The sequence below is a fragment of the Streptosporangium vulgare genome, assembly GCF_042428775.1.
GTDB classification, from domain to species: domain Bacteria; phylum Actinomycetota; class Actinomycetes; order Streptosporangiales; family Streptosporangiaceae; genus Streptosporangium; species Streptosporangium vulgare.
The window spans coordinates 559397-575013 of sequence record NZ_JBHMBS010000001.1; the positions used below are offsets into that span (position 1 = coordinate 559397).

Annotated in this window: 11 protein-coding genes; 5 read left to right on the plus strand and 6 right to left on the minus strand. The window is 70.6% G+C overall.

Annotated features, from left to right (window positions below):
* Positions 1-104 precede the first annotated feature (104 nt).
* Positions 105-791, plus strand: coding sequence for a response regulator transcription factor (locus tag ACFFRH_RS02440; RefSeq protein WP_344744445.1), 687 nt, complete (start codon positions 105-107; stop codon positions 789-791).
* A complete protein-coding gene (locus tag ACFFRH_RS02445) occupies positions 791-1987 on the plus strand; it encodes a sensor histidine kinase (protein WP_386153754.1) in 1197 nt (398 codons plus the stop codon). Before ACFFRH_RS02440 ends, ACFFRH_RS02445 begins: the two co-directional genes overlap by 1 nt.
* 179 nt (positions 1988-2166) lie before the next feature.
* Here ACFFRH_RS02445 and ACFFRH_RS02450 read toward each other — a convergent pair whose 3' ends face one another.
* From ACFFRH_RS02450 to ACFFRH_RS02465, 4 genes are read right to left on the minus strand one after another with little or no spacing between them, the layout of a single operon-like run.
* The gene (locus tag ACFFRH_RS02450) at positions 2167-2478 is read right to left on the minus strand and encodes a branched-chain amino acid transport AzlD family protein (protein ID WP_386153757.1); all 312 of its coding nucleotides are present in this window, start codon (positions 2476-2478) and stop codon (positions 2167-2169) included.
* Positions 2475-3155 carry an AzlC family ABC transporter permease gene (locus tag ACFFRH_RS02455; protein WP_344744442.1) on the minus strand — a complete coding sequence of 227 codons (681 nt, stop codon included), beginning with the start codon at positions 3153-3155 and terminating at the stop codon, positions 2475-2477. The genes ACFFRH_RS02450 and ACFFRH_RS02455 overlap by 4 nt, the downstream gene beginning before the upstream one ends.
* 23 nt (positions 3156-3178) lie before the next feature.
* Positions 3179-4015, minus strand: a complete 837-nt coding sequence (locus tag ACFFRH_RS02460) for an AraC family transcriptional regulator (RefSeq protein ID WP_386153761.1) — start codon at positions 4013-4015, stop codon at positions 3179-3181.
* Complete coding sequence (locus tag ACFFRH_RS02465) at positions 4012-6066, minus strand: protein kinase domain-containing protein (protein WP_386153764.1); 2055 nt, start codon at positions 6064-6066, stop codon at positions 4012-4014. Before ACFFRH_RS02465 ends, ACFFRH_RS02460 begins: the two co-directional genes overlap by 4 nt.
* 392 nt (positions 6067-6458) lie before the next feature.
* Between ACFFRH_RS02465 and ACFFRH_RS02470 the strand changes: the two genes are divergently transcribed.
* Positions 6459-6851 carry a hypothetical protein gene (locus ACFFRH_RS02470; RefSeq protein WP_344744439.1) on the plus strand — a complete coding sequence of 131 codons (393 nt, stop codon included), beginning with the start codon at positions 6459-6461 and terminating at the stop codon, positions 6849-6851.
* 774 nt (positions 6852-7625) lie between these two features.
* Here the strand turns inward: ACFFRH_RS02470 and ACFFRH_RS02475 are convergent.
* Positions 7626-10172, minus strand: a complete 2547-nt coding sequence (locus ACFFRH_RS02475; RefSeq protein ID WP_344744438.1) for a serine/threonine-protein kinase — start codon at positions 10170-10172, stop codon at positions 7626-7628.
* A 330-nt stretch (positions 10173-10502) separates the two neighbouring features.
* Between ACFFRH_RS02475 and ACFFRH_RS02480 the strand changes: the two genes are divergently transcribed.
* Positions 10503-11456 carry a chorismate mutase gene (locus tag ACFFRH_RS02480; protein WP_386153768.1) on the plus strand — a complete coding sequence of 318 codons (954 nt, stop codon included), beginning with the start codon at positions 10503-10505 and terminating at the stop codon, positions 11454-11456.
* 97 nt (positions 11457-11553) lie between these two features.
* Here the strand turns inward: ACFFRH_RS02480 and ACFFRH_RS02485 are convergent, their stop codons facing one another.
* Positions 11554-11877: a PadR family transcriptional regulator gene (locus ACFFRH_RS02485; protein ID WP_386153771.1), complete on the minus strand. Its 324-nt coding sequence runs from the start codon at positions 11875-11877 to the stop codon at positions 11554-11556.
* Between the two features lie 179 nt (positions 11878-12056).
* Here ACFFRH_RS02485 and dnaE point away from each other — a divergent pair, with 179 nt between their 5' ends.
* Positions 12057-15578, plus strand: a complete 3522-nt coding sequence (gene dnaE / locus ACFFRH_RS02490) for a DNA polymerase III subunit alpha (RefSeq protein ID WP_344744434.1) — start codon at positions 12057-12059, stop codon at positions 15576-15578.
* Positions 15579-15617 lie beyond the last annotated feature (39 nt).

Here is a 15617-nt window from a genome sequence, read left to right on the forward strand (position 1 = left end):
AAAGATCTTCGATGTTCGTGTGCCCGCCCTTGGAACGGCCTGTGAATCACTCTTCACAGAGTTTTCTATGGTCTTTCAAAGATCCTCTGAGTGAAACTTGTCAGGTGAGCCGCATACTGGTCGTAGATGACGAGCCATATCTCGCCGATCTGGTCGCAACCGCCCTTCGCTACGAGGGGTTCGAGACGGCGATCGCCGAAACCGGTGCCGCGGCGGTGTCGCTGGCCGAGACCTTCGAGCCCGACCTGATCGTCCTGGACGTGATGTTGCCCGACGTGCTCGGCACGGAGGTCTGCCACCGGATCAGGATGACGGGCTCCGAGGTGCCGGTGGTCTTCCTCACCGCGCTCGACGCCACCGAGGACAAGATCGGCGGGCTGACCGTGGGAGGTGACGACTACGTCACCAAGCCGTTCAGCCTGGAGGAGCTGATCGCCAGGATCCGCGCCGTGCTGCGCAGGACCCGGCGGACCGGCGCCGAGGGCGGCAGGGTGACCTTCGCCGACCTGGTCATCGAGGAGGACGCCCACGAGGTGTGGCGCGACGGCCGGCGCGTCGACCTCACCCCGACGGAGTTCAAGCTGCTGCGCTTCCTGGTGGCCAACGCGGGCAAGGTCGTCTCCAAGCGGCAGATCCTCGACCACGTGTGGGAGTACGACTTCGGCGGCAACGACGGGGTCGTGCAGACCTACATCAGCTACCTGCGCCGCAAGGTCGACGCGTCGCACCCGCCGCTCATCCACACCGTGCCCAGGGTGGGATACGTCGTGCGCCTGCCGAGGGAAGACTGATGTCGCTGCGGACCCGCCTCGTGCTCACCGTCGTGGGCCTGGTCGCCCTCGCCCTCGGGACGGCGGCCGGGGCGACGTTCGGCGCGCTGCAGGACTGGCGCGGCCCCGGCGGCGCCCGGCTGCTCGCCCTGACCACCCCCGAGGCGCTGGTCGCCGCCTCCGACGAGCTGACCGAACGCGTCGCCCTGGTCATGATCGGCTCCTCGGTGTTCGCGCTCGCCTGCCTGACCCTGCTCGCCACCCACCTGATCCGCCGGGGGCTGCGCCCGCTGGACCGCATCGTCGAGACCGCGGCGGCCATCGGCGAGGGCAACCTGGAACGCCGCATCGAGGCGGCGCCCGCCACCGGGGAGGTGGGCCGCCTGGGCCACGCGCTCAACCAGATGCTCGCCCAGATCGAGGAGGCGTTCCGCGAGCGGGAGGCGTCGGAGGACCGGCTGCGCCGCTTCGTCGCCGACGCCTCCCACGAGCTGCGCACCCCGATCGCCTCCATCCGCGGCTACGCCGAGCTGTTCCGGCGCGGCGCGGCCACCCGGCCCGAGGACCTGGCCAAGGCGATGCGCAGGATCGAGGCCGAGGCCACCCGGATGGGCTCCCTGGTCGACGAGATGCTGCTGCTGGCCCGCCTCGACCAGGGCCGTCCGCTGGAGCGCTCCCCGGTGGAGCTGACCTCGCTCGCCGCCGACGCGGTGGCCGACACCCTCGCCATCGAGCCGCTCAGGCCGCTCTCGCTGGAGTGCGAGGGGCCCGTCGAGGTGCCCGGCGACGCCGCGAGGATCCGCCAGATCGTCGGCAACCTGCTGGCCAACGTGCTCAGCCACACCCCCGAGGGGACCCCGGCGGTCGTCAGGATCCGGGTGGACGACGAGCACGCCGTGGTCGAGGTGGCCGACGAGGGGCCCGGCCTCACCGCGGAGCAGGGCGCCCTGGTCTTCGAACGATTCCACCGGGCCGGTCACCCCCGCGACGGCGCCCGCCAGGGGGGCGCGGGCCTCGGGTTGTCCATCGTCGCCGCCGTCGCCGCCGCGCTCGGCGGCGAGGCCACGGTGACCTCACGCCCCGGAGCCGGCGCCACCTTCCGCGTACGGTTCCCGCGCGGCACGGCCGGCCCCGGCCCCGGCCCCGGCCCCGGTCCCGGTTCTGGTCCCGCCCTGGACGCGGCGCGAGGCGACGTTCCCGGCACGGCCCGGAGCTGACGCCCGGCACGATCCGGAGCGCGAGCGGGGGAACTTCCCGGCACGGCCCGGAGCGCGAGCGGGGGAACTTCCCGGCACGATCCGGAGCGCGAGCGGGGGAACTTCCCGGCACGGCCCGGAGCGTGCGCGGGGGGCGTTCCCGGCCCCGGTGGCCGGAGCGTGGCGCGCCGGTGACGGCCTCAGCTCAGCAGGTGGCGCAGCGCGGCGGTGGCGCCGGCCGCCGCCGCGAGCACCACCAGGAACGGGGCGCGCAGCAGCAGCGCCACGACGGCGGCGCCCATCCCCGCGGTACGCGGCCAGTCGAGGTGCAGCGCCTGCCCGTCACCGAAGGTCTGCACCGCGATCAGCGCCGCCAGCAGGGCCACCGGGACCAGCGTCGCGAAGCGCTGCACCCCGGGGTGGTCGAGGACCCGGCGCGGGGCCGACAGCCCGGCGAGCTTCAGCGCGTAACAGGCGGCGCAGGTGGCGACGACGGCCCACCAGATGGTCACTTCGGTCTCCTCAGGATCACCGCGAGCACGGCCGCGGACGCGAGCAGCACGGGCACGCCCGGCGGGGTGAACGGGGTCGCGGCCAGCGCGACCGCCGCGCCGCAGCCCGCGATCAGGCGCAGCGAGCGGGCCTCGGCGCCGCTCCCGGTGAGCCTGGGCCACAGGATGGCGAGGAACGTCGCGGGACCGACCGTGTCCAGGCCGAACACCGCGGGGTCGGCCACCCAGGAGGTGCCCAGCGCGCCGGCCAGGGTGGTGGCGTTCCAGGTCAGATAGAGACTGGCGAAGGTGACCAGGAACGCCGTCCTGGCCGACTCCTCGTCCGGCTGGGCCAAGGTGACCGCCGTCGTCTCGTCGATCACCCCCTGGGCCGCCAGCGGCCTGCGCCAGCCCCGGATGTCGAGCACCCCGGCCATCCGGAGGCCGTACAAACTGTTGCGGGCGCCCAGCAGCATCGCGCCGGCCGTGCCCGCGACCAGGTTGCCGCCGCCCGCGACGACGCCGACCAGGGCGAACTGCGAGGCACCGGTGAAGGCGAACAGGCTCAGCACGCACGCCTGCGCGACGCTGAGCCCCGCGGTGACCGCCGCGGCGCCGAAGGCCACCCCCGCCAGGCCGACGGCGATCCCCACGCCCAGTCCGTCCCTGATCGCGGAGGAACGAGTGGTTGTTTCCATGGCAGGTGAGCCTACGGTCGGCCTCAAGCCCCGGTCTTGTACGTTCCTGCGCGCTGGTACGCGGCCGGCGGCACGCCCACCGTCCGGGTGAAGTGCCTGCTCAGGTGGGCCTGGTCGGTGAACCCCACGTCCCCGGCGACCTGCGCGGGAGGGGTGCCCGACTGGAGCAGCCGCCGGGCCCTGATGATCCGCAGCGTGTTCAGGTAGGCGTGCGGGGGAAGCCCGGTGGCCGCCTTGAAGGCCCGGATCAGGGTGAAGGGCCTCGCGTCCACCGCCCGCGCCAGGTCCTCGATCGTGGGCGGGTCGACGAGCCGTTCGTGCAGGATCTCCCGGGCACGCCGCACCGCCGGGTCGCCCTCCCGGGGGTGCGGCGCGCTCGCGGGGCGGCGGGAGGCGTACCGGCTGAGCAGGGCGGCGAAGGCCGTGCGGGCCAGCGTCGAGGAGGCGAGGTCGTCGCCACCCTCCGCGGCGTCGTGCGCGGCCCGCAGCAGCTCGACGGTGGGCCGGTGGTAGGTGACGGTCTCGGGGAAGCAGGGCGTGCCGTGCCCGGCCATCAGCTCGGCGGCGATCCCGGAGACGAACTCGACCGAGGGGTACAGCACCCGGTAGGACCACCCGCCGGGGACGCCCGCGTAGCCGTCGTGCGCCTCCTCGGGGTTGAGCGTGCTGAGGCTGCCCGGCCCCGCGCGGTGGACGGTGCCCCGGTAGGCGAACTCCTCCACCCCGGACAGGACCATCGCGATCGCGTAGCTGTCGTGCGCGTGCGGCGGGAAGCGGTGGGTCACGTATCTGGCCTTGAGGAGGTCCACCCCCGGCAGGGCCGGAGTACGCCAGAAACGCGCCCTCTCCAGGCCGCTCATGGCCGGAAGGTCCTGGTGAACGTGTCGAAGAACGAGCGGTCCCACCCGGACGCCGGGCTCTCCCAGTAGATCGCGTACGGCTTGTCGGCGACGGTGCGGAAGCCCCGGTCCAGGACGCGGGTGCGGACCCCGTTCCTGAGGTAGGTGAACTCCCAGTCGGCGGCCGGCACCCCCCGGTACACCAGAGAGGTGATGCCGATCCGCCGGTAGCCGGGCCAGACGTTGTCGGCCGTCCCGGCCTTCTCGACCTTCTGCCAGTGCCTGACCGGATTCTTCTCCGGGTCGTCGGTGGACTCGATCCACAGGAAACCGCTCGCGCCGGGGGCGCGGAACTCCACCCTGTCACGGCCGGCGAACCGCTTGACCCGCCAGTTCCCGGGCACCGCGACGGAGAAGCCCATCGGGTCGCGGTGCAGCCGCCAGCCCGCGGGGACGGTCCGGGAAGGACGCGGCGTCACCGTCGGGGTGGGCTCGGGGGTAGGGGTCGTCTCCGGCGGGGTGGTGGATGTGGGGTCGGTGACCGGGAGCGTGGCCTCGGCCTGGTCGTCACCGGTGTTCGCCGTGTCGCCCAGGTTCCGCGCGAGCAGCCAGCCGCCGACCCCGACCGCCACCACGAGTACGGGCACCCCGGCCAGGAGTGCCAGCCGCCCCGTCCGCGCCCGCCGGGGCGGGGGCGCGCCTCCCGTGTCCGTGGGCTGCTCCCGTCCCGGCCAGGAACCGGGAGGAGACGAGGGCTCGGAGCCGTACGCCCGCTGTCCGGGATGCGTGTACGGGGACCGCTGCTCGTGGTGGGCGTACGGAGACTGCTCGGGCTGCGCGTATGACTGGGAGGACGCGTACCGAGGCTGCTCGTGGTGCGCGTACGGCTCGGGCCGCGCGTATGACTGGGGGTGCGCGTACTGCTCGGGCTGTGTGTACGGGGGCTGCTCGGGTCGCGTGTGCGAGGCCGGGAGGCGGGACTGCTCGGGCCGCGTGTGCCCGGCCTCGTACGGCGACTGTCCCGGGTGAGCGGGCGCGGGCGTGGCCGGGTGCGAAGGCCGCCCCGGGCCGCTCGGGGAGTCCCCGTACCCCGGCTGCCAGGCGCCCCGTCCCACGTCCTGACGCGGTGGCGGGTCGGCGCGCGGCGGGTCGGCGGGGAACCCGGGGGAGGCGTACGCCTGTCCGGGGACAGGCCCGGGATGCGGTGCCCGCTCGGGGACGGGCCCTGGGTGCGGTGCCCGCCCGGCGACCGGGCCGGGGGAGGAGGGGGAGGAGGCGCGGCCGAGCAGGGCTTCCGCCTGGTCGGGGACCATCCGGGCGGCGGGGTCCCTCGCCAGCAGGCCGAGGATCACCACCGACAGCGGCCCGGAATGGGACATGGGGCTGGGCTCGCCGTGCAGGACGGCCATCATGGTGGCGGCGGCCGTGGCCCGCTCGAACGGAGGACGGCCCTCCAGCGCCGCGTACAGCGTCGCGCCGAGCGACCACAGGTCCGACTCCGCGGTGGCGGGCAGCCCGTGCAGCCGCTCGGGAGGCAGGAACGCGGGGGTGCCGACCATCGCGCCCGTACGGGTGATGCCGGTCTCCTGCGTCATGGAGGCGATGCCGAAGTCGGTGAGCACCACCCGGCCGTCGTCGGCCAGCAGCACGTTCTCCGGCTTGACGTCGCGGTGCAGCACCCCCGCGGCGTGCGCGGCCCGCAGCGCGCCCAGCACGTGCAGGCCCACCGAGGCGACCCGTTCGGGCGGGAGCGGCCCGCCCGAGCGGACGATCTCGCCCAGCGACCGGGACCGGACCAGCTGCATGACGATCCAGGGCCGCCCGTCCTCCTCGACCACGTCGTGCACGATGACCACGGAGGGGTGGTCGAGGCGTCCCGCCGTCCTGGCCTCGCGGATGGTGCGCCGGTTCAGGTCGGTACGCGCGGCCTCGTCGACCCCCCGGTGGCGGACCTCCTTGACGGCCACCACCCGGTCGAGGAGCTCGTCATGGGCACGCCAGACGATGCCCATGCCGCCCTCGCCGATGTGTTCGAGCAGCCGGTAGCGGCCCGCCACCTTCCTCTCCGCCATCTCCCCGCCTTCCTCCCAGCCCCACGAATCGTAGCCGTTCAGGCAGGGTCCGCTTCTTTCCAGGAGAAGGATCGATCGAATCCCCTGAACAGCAACGTCGACCTTCTGCGGTGGATCCGTCCGGCCGTCCCGGTGGTACGGCAGTTTCGCATGCCGAGGTACCCGACTACCTACGACAACCGCGCCCTAGAGCGGTGACAAGCGCGACAGTCCTGACGTACTCAACCTGAGACGTTTCTTGTCGGCTATTCTTTAAGATTTGTCCATGATAGCCGAGTCATAGAAAAGGCTCGGCTTCGGTAGTTTAAGGTAGCAGAGAGTTAATTTCGTGTTGCGTTCTGTGTCGATATGAAGTTTCTTGTCAGCTTGACGCTTACATTACTTTAAGGTAAATGTCAAGTCTTGATGATCGATTATTTGTTTATTATATTTTAGATATGAAAAAACATGTTCTGAGCGCGATTCTCGCCACCATCGCCATCATCTGTTCTCTGGTGGCCTTCTCGACGCCCGCAAGTGCCACCACGATTATGTATCACGAATCCGACTACGCATATCTTGATGATGTCGGAGGTGGTGTCATATATGCCGAAGTCTGTGACCAGGAGGCAGGTAACGCCGTCTATCTGGAGTATCAGCTATATGGGGTCCCGGGCACTTATAAGCTCTGGGACTTGGACGGGGGCGGCGGCGGTTGCGGGCAGGGCGAGATCGGCATCGTGTCGAGAGCGCGAATCTGCGAGAACAACGTCTCGTGTCGTGGCTGGTACAACGCACCCTTCTGATCTGATTCCCCTGATGCTCCCGTGAGGGTTCGTGCCCTCGCCGGCTGAAAGGGTGTGGCTGTGGCCATCGCGTGTTGCCTCGGTGTGTGCATCCGAAGGCGGCGCGATGGCCGCAGGCGTGCAGGTGGTTTTTCTCTGCAGTGGGCCGTGGCCAGTGAGTCGAATCTCCAGGTCGATCGAGAGTCATCAGAAATTCGAGGCGGGGCATGACGCCCATGGGGTCGGGCGGTCAGATGAATTGAACGGGGCGTCCATTCTTTGAAATGGAATATTTTTTGAAGGCTTGAAAATAGGGAAGCTTCTCCAGTTCGGGATCGGCCTCATATGAACTTCACTGGTATGGCGGCCGCCATTTGTTGGCTGAGCCGGGTATGCGCGGTGGTCAGGCGGGCGCGGCGGTGAAACCAGCGAACGCGTGCTTGATGGCGGTGGCGCCAGGCCGACCGGCGGGCGATGTGCCCTAACGACAACATATGGGTGGCCGTGGCATTGAACAGGCGTTTGATCTCGGTGACTGTCAGCGGGATCGTTCAGGGCTTGGTGGGTGGCTGCCGGTCGGGGCTGATGGGTGACGAAACCTTGGTAGCGATAGACGGTGAGATGCCCCATGGCGCGGGTCGGTGCGGTTGCGAAACGGGGCTCCACGCTCATTTTAGGGACATCGCGCCGTATCCCGGTTCGTACGCGCCAATGACACTTGGCGGCAGAACATCGCAGATGCTCGGCCTGGTCTCGCTGGGATCACCTCATTGACCGCAGGCGGTAGAACTCCGCTCACTTTTTCGAGGAGAAGGTCGCGGTGAACCCTTCGAAGAGACGCATGTTCTTCTTCCAGTCCTTGGCCAGGGTATGCCAGTAAATCGCGTACCCCCGGCCGCCCTTGGTGACGAACCCCCGGTTGATCACGCGAGCCTTGCCTGAGCTGGTGTTCCAGGTGAACTCCCAGTCGGCGGCCTTCTCCATGTACTTGACGTTCGCGATCCGGATCCGCTCGTAGCCGTTGAATCGGCTTCGGACGGACGGTTCGTAGTCGAGCCAGTCCTGCTTGGGGTCGGGGCCCGCCTTGTCGACGTACTCGACCATCACGTAGCTCACCCGGTCGGGGCCGCGGAACCACACCTGCTGGCCGGGCCGCCGGTCCACGGCCCACCCCTTGGGCAGGCCGATCGAGAAGCCGTTGCCGTCCTTGTGCATCCGCCAGCCGGAGGGCAGGGCGGACTTCTTCTCCGTCTTGGTGGGGCTCGGGCTGGACGAGGGGGACGCCGAAGGCGACTCCGAGGAGGAGGCCGAGGAGGACGGCGACGTCTCCGGGTCCGGCGAGCTCTCGGGGGTCGTCTCGGCGGTACCGCTCGGGGCGTTCGACGCGCTGGACGCGCTCGGCTCGCCCGACCTGGCCTGCGGGGTCTCCTCACCGTCGCCGCTGCGCATGCCGAGCCAGCCGGCGATCCCGCCGACGATCAGCAACGCGGGCACGAGCACCAGCAGCCCCCGCCTCATCGGGGAGCCACCCGGCCCTCGCGAGGCGAGCGTGTCGTGGTTCCCGGAGTAGGCGCCGTCGTCCCCCGCGTGGGAAGGGGGCGAGGGCTCCTCGCGCGAGGCGGGCTCGGCCCTGGAGGCGGAGACGGGCTCCGCGGCGGGTTCCGGTCTCGGCGCGGGCTCGCGTCCCACGGGCGGGAAGGGGTTGGGGCGCGCGGCGGGCTTCTGCCGCGCGGCTTCCGGTTCCCCGGCCGGCGGGGCGCTCTCACGGCTCGCCTGTGGCGCGGGCCTCTTCCCGGCCGTCCCGGCCGTGGCGCCCGGAGCCACCGCGCCGGGGGACGCGGAGGGCGCCGCGCCCGGCTTCGCCTCGCGGGCCGGCGCGACGTCGGCGGGCTCGGGCTTCGGGGTGGTGGCGGGCCTCGGCTTGGGGGCGAACCTGGCCAGGATCGGGGGTTCGGGCTTGGGCTCCGGGGTGGGCTCGGGCTTCGGGGTGGTGGCGGGCCTCGGCTTGGGGGCGAACCTGGCCAGGATCGGGGGCGCGGACCCGGCGGGGGCAGCCGGGGGAACGGGCGTACCCTCGGCGGCGGGACGGCTCGCCTTTGGGTCCGTTTCCGCGTCGGACGCCTGCTCCGAGTCCTGCTTGGAGACCTGCTCCGAGACCCGTGAACCCGCTCCGGCGTCCGAAGCGGGGGCTCCGGCCCCGGAAGCCCGGCCGCCCTTCGCGGCAGGTGCGTCCTTCTCCGGTGCCTTCTCGGCCTTCCCGCTCTTCGCTACGGACCCGGCCGCCGCCGCGGGGGCGGGCTCCTGCCGTGCGCCCGCGGCGGGCGCCTTCGGGGCGGCCTTCGGCTGCTCCTCGCGCCGCGCGGGCGGGGGAGGGGCGTCCTTCTTCGAACCCGGGGGGACGGCGTCCAGTTTCGCGCCCGTCTCGGGGACGGCGCCGGGCTGGAAACCGATCCCGGGGTCGGTCTCGTCCGCCGGGCTCACGGCCGGCATGACGGCGGTCCTGGCGGGCCGGTCCCGTTCGCCCTCGGCCACCCGGCGCAGCAGCCGCTCGGCCTCCTTGTAGGGCATGCGCAGCGCCGGATCCTTGCGGAGCAGCCCTTCGAGGACCGGGGTGAGCGGCCCGGCGTGGGCCGGGGGCTCGGGCTCGTCGTTCAGGATGGCGTGCATGGTGGGCAGCGCCCCGCCCCGGTCGTGCGGGGGCTTGCCCTCGACGGCGGCGTACAGGGTCGCGCCGAGCGACCACAGGTCGGACTCGCGCTGGGCGCTGCCGCCCTTGATGCGTTCCGGCGGGATGAACGCGGGGGTGCCCGCGATGCCGGTCATGGTCAGCGCGGTCTCGGCCTCGAGGGTCGCGATGCCGAAGTCGGTGAGCACCACCCGGCCGTCGTCGGCCAGCAGCACGTTCTCCGGCTTGACGTCGCGGTGCAGCACTCCCTGCGCGTGGGCGGCGCGCAGCGCCTCCAGCAGCTTGAGGCCGATCTCCGCGACCCGGCGCGGCGGCAGCGGCCCGTCCTGGCGCAGCACCTTGCCGAGGGAGCGCGACTCCACCAGCTGCATGACGATCCAGGGACGCCCGTCCTCCTCGACGACGTCGTGGACGACGACCACGTTCGGGTGCGTCAGACGCCCGGCGGCACGCGCCTCGCGCTTGGTGCGCCGGTTGAAGTCCTCCTGGTTGTCCTCGCCGAGCATGTCGGCGTAGCGGACCTCCTTGATCGCGACCTCACGGTCGAGGAGCTCGTCATGGGCCCGCCACACGATGCCCATGCCACCCCGGCCGATGGCTTCGAGCAGGTGGTAGCGGGAGGCGATACGGCGCCCCTCGGGCTGTGCTTCGGCCATCAACCGGCTTACCTCCTTCTGAACCCCCGAATACTCTCATAGCCCGGTAAAGTGATCGACTCACCCGCGTCTGGAAAGGTCCATATCTTGAGATCCGATGTCCAGTACGTGGCAGATGTCGGGAAGATGACCTAAGATTGGCCGCATGACCTGTCACTTTGTGTCCAATGACTCGGCTCCGGAGAGCCGATCGTGACAGGGTTGAACTAGCGACCGGCCGGAGCAGGCACGAGGCGGAGACGCGAAGTCTCTGCCTCTTTCTCTGTCCGAAGTCCCTTTCCGAACGGCCGCCGGCTCGCGGGACGCGCGTCGGCCGAACATGGGAGCCTCATGTCGTCCACCGCACGGCACGCGGCCCATCCGGAACGCGCGGCGGTACGGCTGGGCGCGCTCACGGTGGGCGCCGGACCGGCCGTGGTGATCGGCGGGCCCGGCGCGGACGCCCACTGGATCAGCCTGCGAGACCACCGAGGCCGCGGCCGCGCGAGAGCCTCCGTGGCCGCGTCCGTGGCGGAGGCCCGCGCCCAGGGGGCGGGGCCGGTCCTGGTGGAGCCGTCCTCGGCGGAGGATCTGCCGCTGATCGCCGAGAGTGCCGACGGCGCGGTGGTCGGCGCGGCCTGGATGCGCGACTCGGGGCTGGTACGCGCCACCGCCGGGCTCGGCCTGCCGGTGCTCGTCCAGCGCGATCCCCGCGCGACGCTGGAGGAGTGGCTGGAGGCCGCCGGTCACTGTGCGGCGGAGGGCAACGACGGGATCGTGCTCTGCGAGGGCGGCGGCCACGCCTACCCGGGGGGCGCCGCTCTCGACCTGGCCCTGCTGCGCGCCGCGTGCGAGAGGTCGGGGCGTCCCGTGCTGGCCGGCCTCGGCGCCGACCCCGCGCTGGCCGCCGCGGCGATCGCCGCCGGTGCCGACGGCCTGCTCCTCGACCCCGCCGCCACCGAGCGGGACACGCTGGCCGCGCGCGAGGCCGTGAAGATCGTCGGTGCCCTCACCCGCAGGGAGACCCCCGACTCGGTGCGCGCCGCCCGTGAGGCCATCGACCGCGTCGACGCCGCCCTCGCCGTCCTCCTGGAGCGCCGCGCCGAGCTGGCCGGGACCATCCAGCGTCTCAAGCCCGTCGGGGGCTTCGCCGGTCGCGACGCCGATCGCGAGCGGCGGCTGGTCGCCGAGATGGCCCGCCGCGCCCCCGTCCTGGGCGAGGCCAGGCTCGCCCCCATCATGAACGCCGTCATCGAGGCGGGCCTCCACCTCGCCGAGGAGCGCCGGTCGGCGACCCAGGACTGAGCCCCCCGGGACTGAGTGATCCGGGACCGGGCGGCTCAGAACCGGACGGCCCGGGACCGGCCGGTGCCGGGTCGCCCGGGTCACAGGGTCGCCCGGGTCACAGGGCGCCCGGCAGGAGGTTGAGCCGCTGCCGGGCGGTGGCGGCGAGGCGGGTCAGCCGGGCGGTCTCCTCGGCCAGGACCGTGCGCCCCTCGCCCCTGAGGTCGTAGTAGCGCCGGTGACGGCCGTCGACGACCTCCTCCTTGACCACGCCGATCAGGCCCTCTCCCGAGAGCCGGTCCAGGGCGCCGTAGAGGGTGCCCGCGCCGAGCCGCACGCGGCCCTCCGACAGCTCGCGCACCGTCTTGATCACGCCGTATCCGTGCAGCGGGCCCTCCGACAGGGCCAGCAGGATCAGGTAACTCTGCTCGCGTAGCGCCATAGGCGATATATATCGTTACTCGTACTATGGGTCAAGGGTAGACCTCGCGCCGGGAGGTCCGGGGCGTCGCGGGGGAGAGGCGATCCGGAGTGACACCCGAAGCGCATGAGTCACTTTCGAAACTCAGATTTGGATACGCTTTCCCCGCCGACGGTGCGACTAGGGGAGGACGGGGCCGCATGTCAGACTCGTTTGTGCATCTGCACGTTCACACGGAATACTCCATGCTGGATGGAGCCGCCCGTTTGAAGCAGATGTTCAAGCAGGTCGGTGACCTGGGCATGCCCGCCATCGCGATCACCGACCACGGCAACATGCACGGCGCCTACGACTTCTACAAGCAGGCGACCGGGGCCGGGATCAAGCCGATCATCGGCATCGAGGCCTACGTCGCCCCGGCCTCCCGGCACCAGAAGAAGCCGGTGCTGTGGGGCGAGCCGCACCAGAAGCGCGACGACGTCTCCGCGGGTGGCTACTACACCCACATGACCATCTGGGCGAAGAACGCCACGGGTCTGGGCAACCTGATGAAGCTCTCCTCGCGCGCCTACACCGAGGGCTTCGTCCGCAAGTGGGCCCGGATGGACGCCGAGATCCTCGCCGAGCACGCCGAGGGCCTGATGGCCACCACCGGCTGCCCGTCGGGCGAGGTGCAGACCCGCCTGCGCCTGGGCCAGTACGACGAGGCGGTCGCGGCGGCGGCCAGGTTCCAGGAGCTGTTCGGCAAGGACAACTACTACCTGGAGATCATGGACCACGGGCTCGACATCGAGCGCCGGGTCCGTGACGGCCTGACCCGCATCTCACGCGAGCTGGACATCCCGCCGCTGGTCACCAACGACTCCCACTACACCTACGAGTCGGACGCGACCTCGCACGACGCGCTCCTGTGCATCCAGACCGGCAAGCAGCTGTCCGACCCCGACCGTTTCCGCTTCGACGGCAGCGGTTACTACATCAAGAACGCCGACGAGATGCGCGCCGTCGACTCCTCGGACCTGTGGGCCGAGGGCTGCCGCAACACCCTGCTGGTCGCCGAGAAGGTCGACCCGAGCGGCATGTTCGGCTTCAAGAACCTGATGCCCACCTTCCCGCTGCCCGAGGGGGAGACCGAGGAGAGCTGGTTCCGCAAGGAGATCTGGTCGGGCATGGAGCGGCGCTTCCCCGAGGGCGTCGACGAGGAGCACCGCGCGCAGATCGAGTTCGAGATGGGCGTCATCCTGCAGATGGGGTTCCCCTCCTACTTCCTCGTGGTCGCCGACTTCATCATGTGGGCCAAGAACAACGGCATCCGGGTCGGCCCCGGGCGAGGCTCGGCCGCCGGCTCGCTGGCCGCGTACGCGCTGGGCATCACCGACCTCGACCCGCTGCCGCACGGGCTGATCTTCGAGCGGTTCCTCAACCCCGACCGCGTCTCCATGCCCGACGTCGACATCGACTTCGACGAGCGCAGGCGCGGCGACGTGATCCGCTACGTGACGGAGAAGTACGGCGCCGACAAGGTCGCGATGATCGCCACCTTCGGCACCATCAAGGCGAAGGCGGCCATCAAGGACGCGGCTCGCGTCCTGGGGCACCCGTACGCGCTGGGCGACAAGGTCTCCAAGGCGTTCCCGCCCGCGGTGATGGGCAAGGACATCCCGCTGTCGGGCATCTTCGACAAGGACCACCCGCGCTACAACGAGGCGGGCGAGTTGCGCAGGCTGTACGAGGAGGACGTCGACGTCAAGTCGGCGATGGACCTCGGCAGGGGCCTGGAGGGCCTGATCCGGCAGACCGGCGTGCACGCCGCCGGGGTCATCATGTCGGCGGAGGTGCTGACCGACTACATCCCGATCATGCGCCGCGACTCCGACGGTGTGATCATCACGCAGTTCGACTACCCGACCTGCGAGACGCTCGGCCTGCTGAAGATGGACTTCCTCGGCCTGCGCAACCTCACGATCATCGACGACTGCCTGAAGATGATCGAGGCCAACACCGGCGAGGCCATCGACCTGCTCAAGCTGCCGCTGGACGACCGCAAGACGTACGAGCTGCTCGGCCGGGGCGACACCCTGGGCGTGTTCCAGCTGGACGGCGGCGGCATGCGGTCGCTGCTGCGGCTGATGAAGCCCGACAACTTCGAGGACATCTCCGCCGTCGGCGCGCTGTACCGGCCGGGCCCGATGGGCGCCAACTCCCACACCAACTACGCGCTGCGCAAGAACGGCCAGCAGGAGATCGTCCCGATCCACCCGGAGTTCGAGGAGTCGCTGCAGGAGATCCTCGGCACGACGTACGGCCTGATCGTCTACCAGGAGCAGGTCATGGCCATCGCGCAGAAGGTCGCCGGGTTCTCGCTCGGCAAGGCCGACCTGCTGCGCCGCGCGATGGGCAAGAAGAAGAAGTCGGAGCTGGACAAGCAGTTCGAGTCCTTCGAGCAGGGCATGAAGGACAACGGCTACTCCGCGGCCGCGATCAAGACGCTCTGGGACATCCTGCTGCCCTTCTCCGACTACGCCTTCAACAAGGCGCACAGCGCCGCGTACGGCCTGGTCTCCTACTGGACCGCCTACCTCAAGGCCAACTACCCGGCCGAGTACATGGCGGGCCTGCTCACCTCGGTCAAGGACGACAAGGACAAGTCGGCCCTCTACCTGAACGAGTGCCGCCGGATGGGCATCAAGGTGCTGCCGCCGGACGTCAACGACTCCGACTTCGACTTCACCCCGCGCGGCACCGACGTCCGGTTCGGCCTGTCGGCGATCCGCAACGTCGGCGGCAACGTGGTCGACGGGATCATCGCCGCGCGCCGGGAGAAGAGCCGCTTCGCCGACTTCAAGGACTTCCTGCGCAAGGTCCCCATGGTGGTCTGCAACAAGCGGGTCATCGAGTCGCTGGTCAAGGCCGGTGCCTTCGACTCCTTCGGGCACGTGCGCAAGGGCCTGGTGATGATCCACGAGCAGGCCGTCGACAGCATCATCGGGATCAAGAAGAACGAGGCCCAGGGCCAGGACTCCCTGTTCGGCGCCGTCGAGGGCGCCGAGGACGAGACCTTCGACGTGCAGATCCCGGTGGGCGAGTGGGACAAGAACACCCTGTTGCAGTTCGAGCGGGAGATGCTCGGCCTGTACGTCTCCGACCACCCGCTCTTCGGCGTGGAGCACATCCTCGCCTCCGGCGCCGACTGCTCGATCGCCTCGCTGCAGGACGAGCACCGTGCCGACGGCCAGGTCGTCACCGTCGGCGGCATCCTGAGCGGCCTGCAGCGCAAGGTCACCAAGAAGGGCGACACCTGGGTCCTGACCCAGCTGGAGGACCTGGAGGGCGCGATCGAGGTGATGATCTTCCCGTCCGCGTACCAGCTCTGCGCGACGGTGCTCGCCGAGGACGCCATCGTGTTCGTCAAGGGGCGCCTGGACAAGCGTGAGGACGTCGGGAAGATCATCGCGATGGAGGTGACGGCCCCCGACCTGACCCGTGAGGCCGGTGGCCCGCTCGCCGTCAGCCTCGCCCTGGCCCGCTGCACCCCGCCGGTGGTCGGCCGCCTCAAGGAGGTGCTGACCGCGCACCCCGGCACCACCGAGGTGCACCTGCAGGTCCACAACGGTCCGAAGACCACCATCGTGCGCCTCGACGACCGCCTGCGGGTGTCACCGTCCCCGGCCCTGATGGGCGACCTGAAGCAGCTGCTCGGCCCCGCCTGCCTGGGGGCCTGAGAATCGAGGGCAGGTTAGGAAACCTTCCTAACTTCCGTT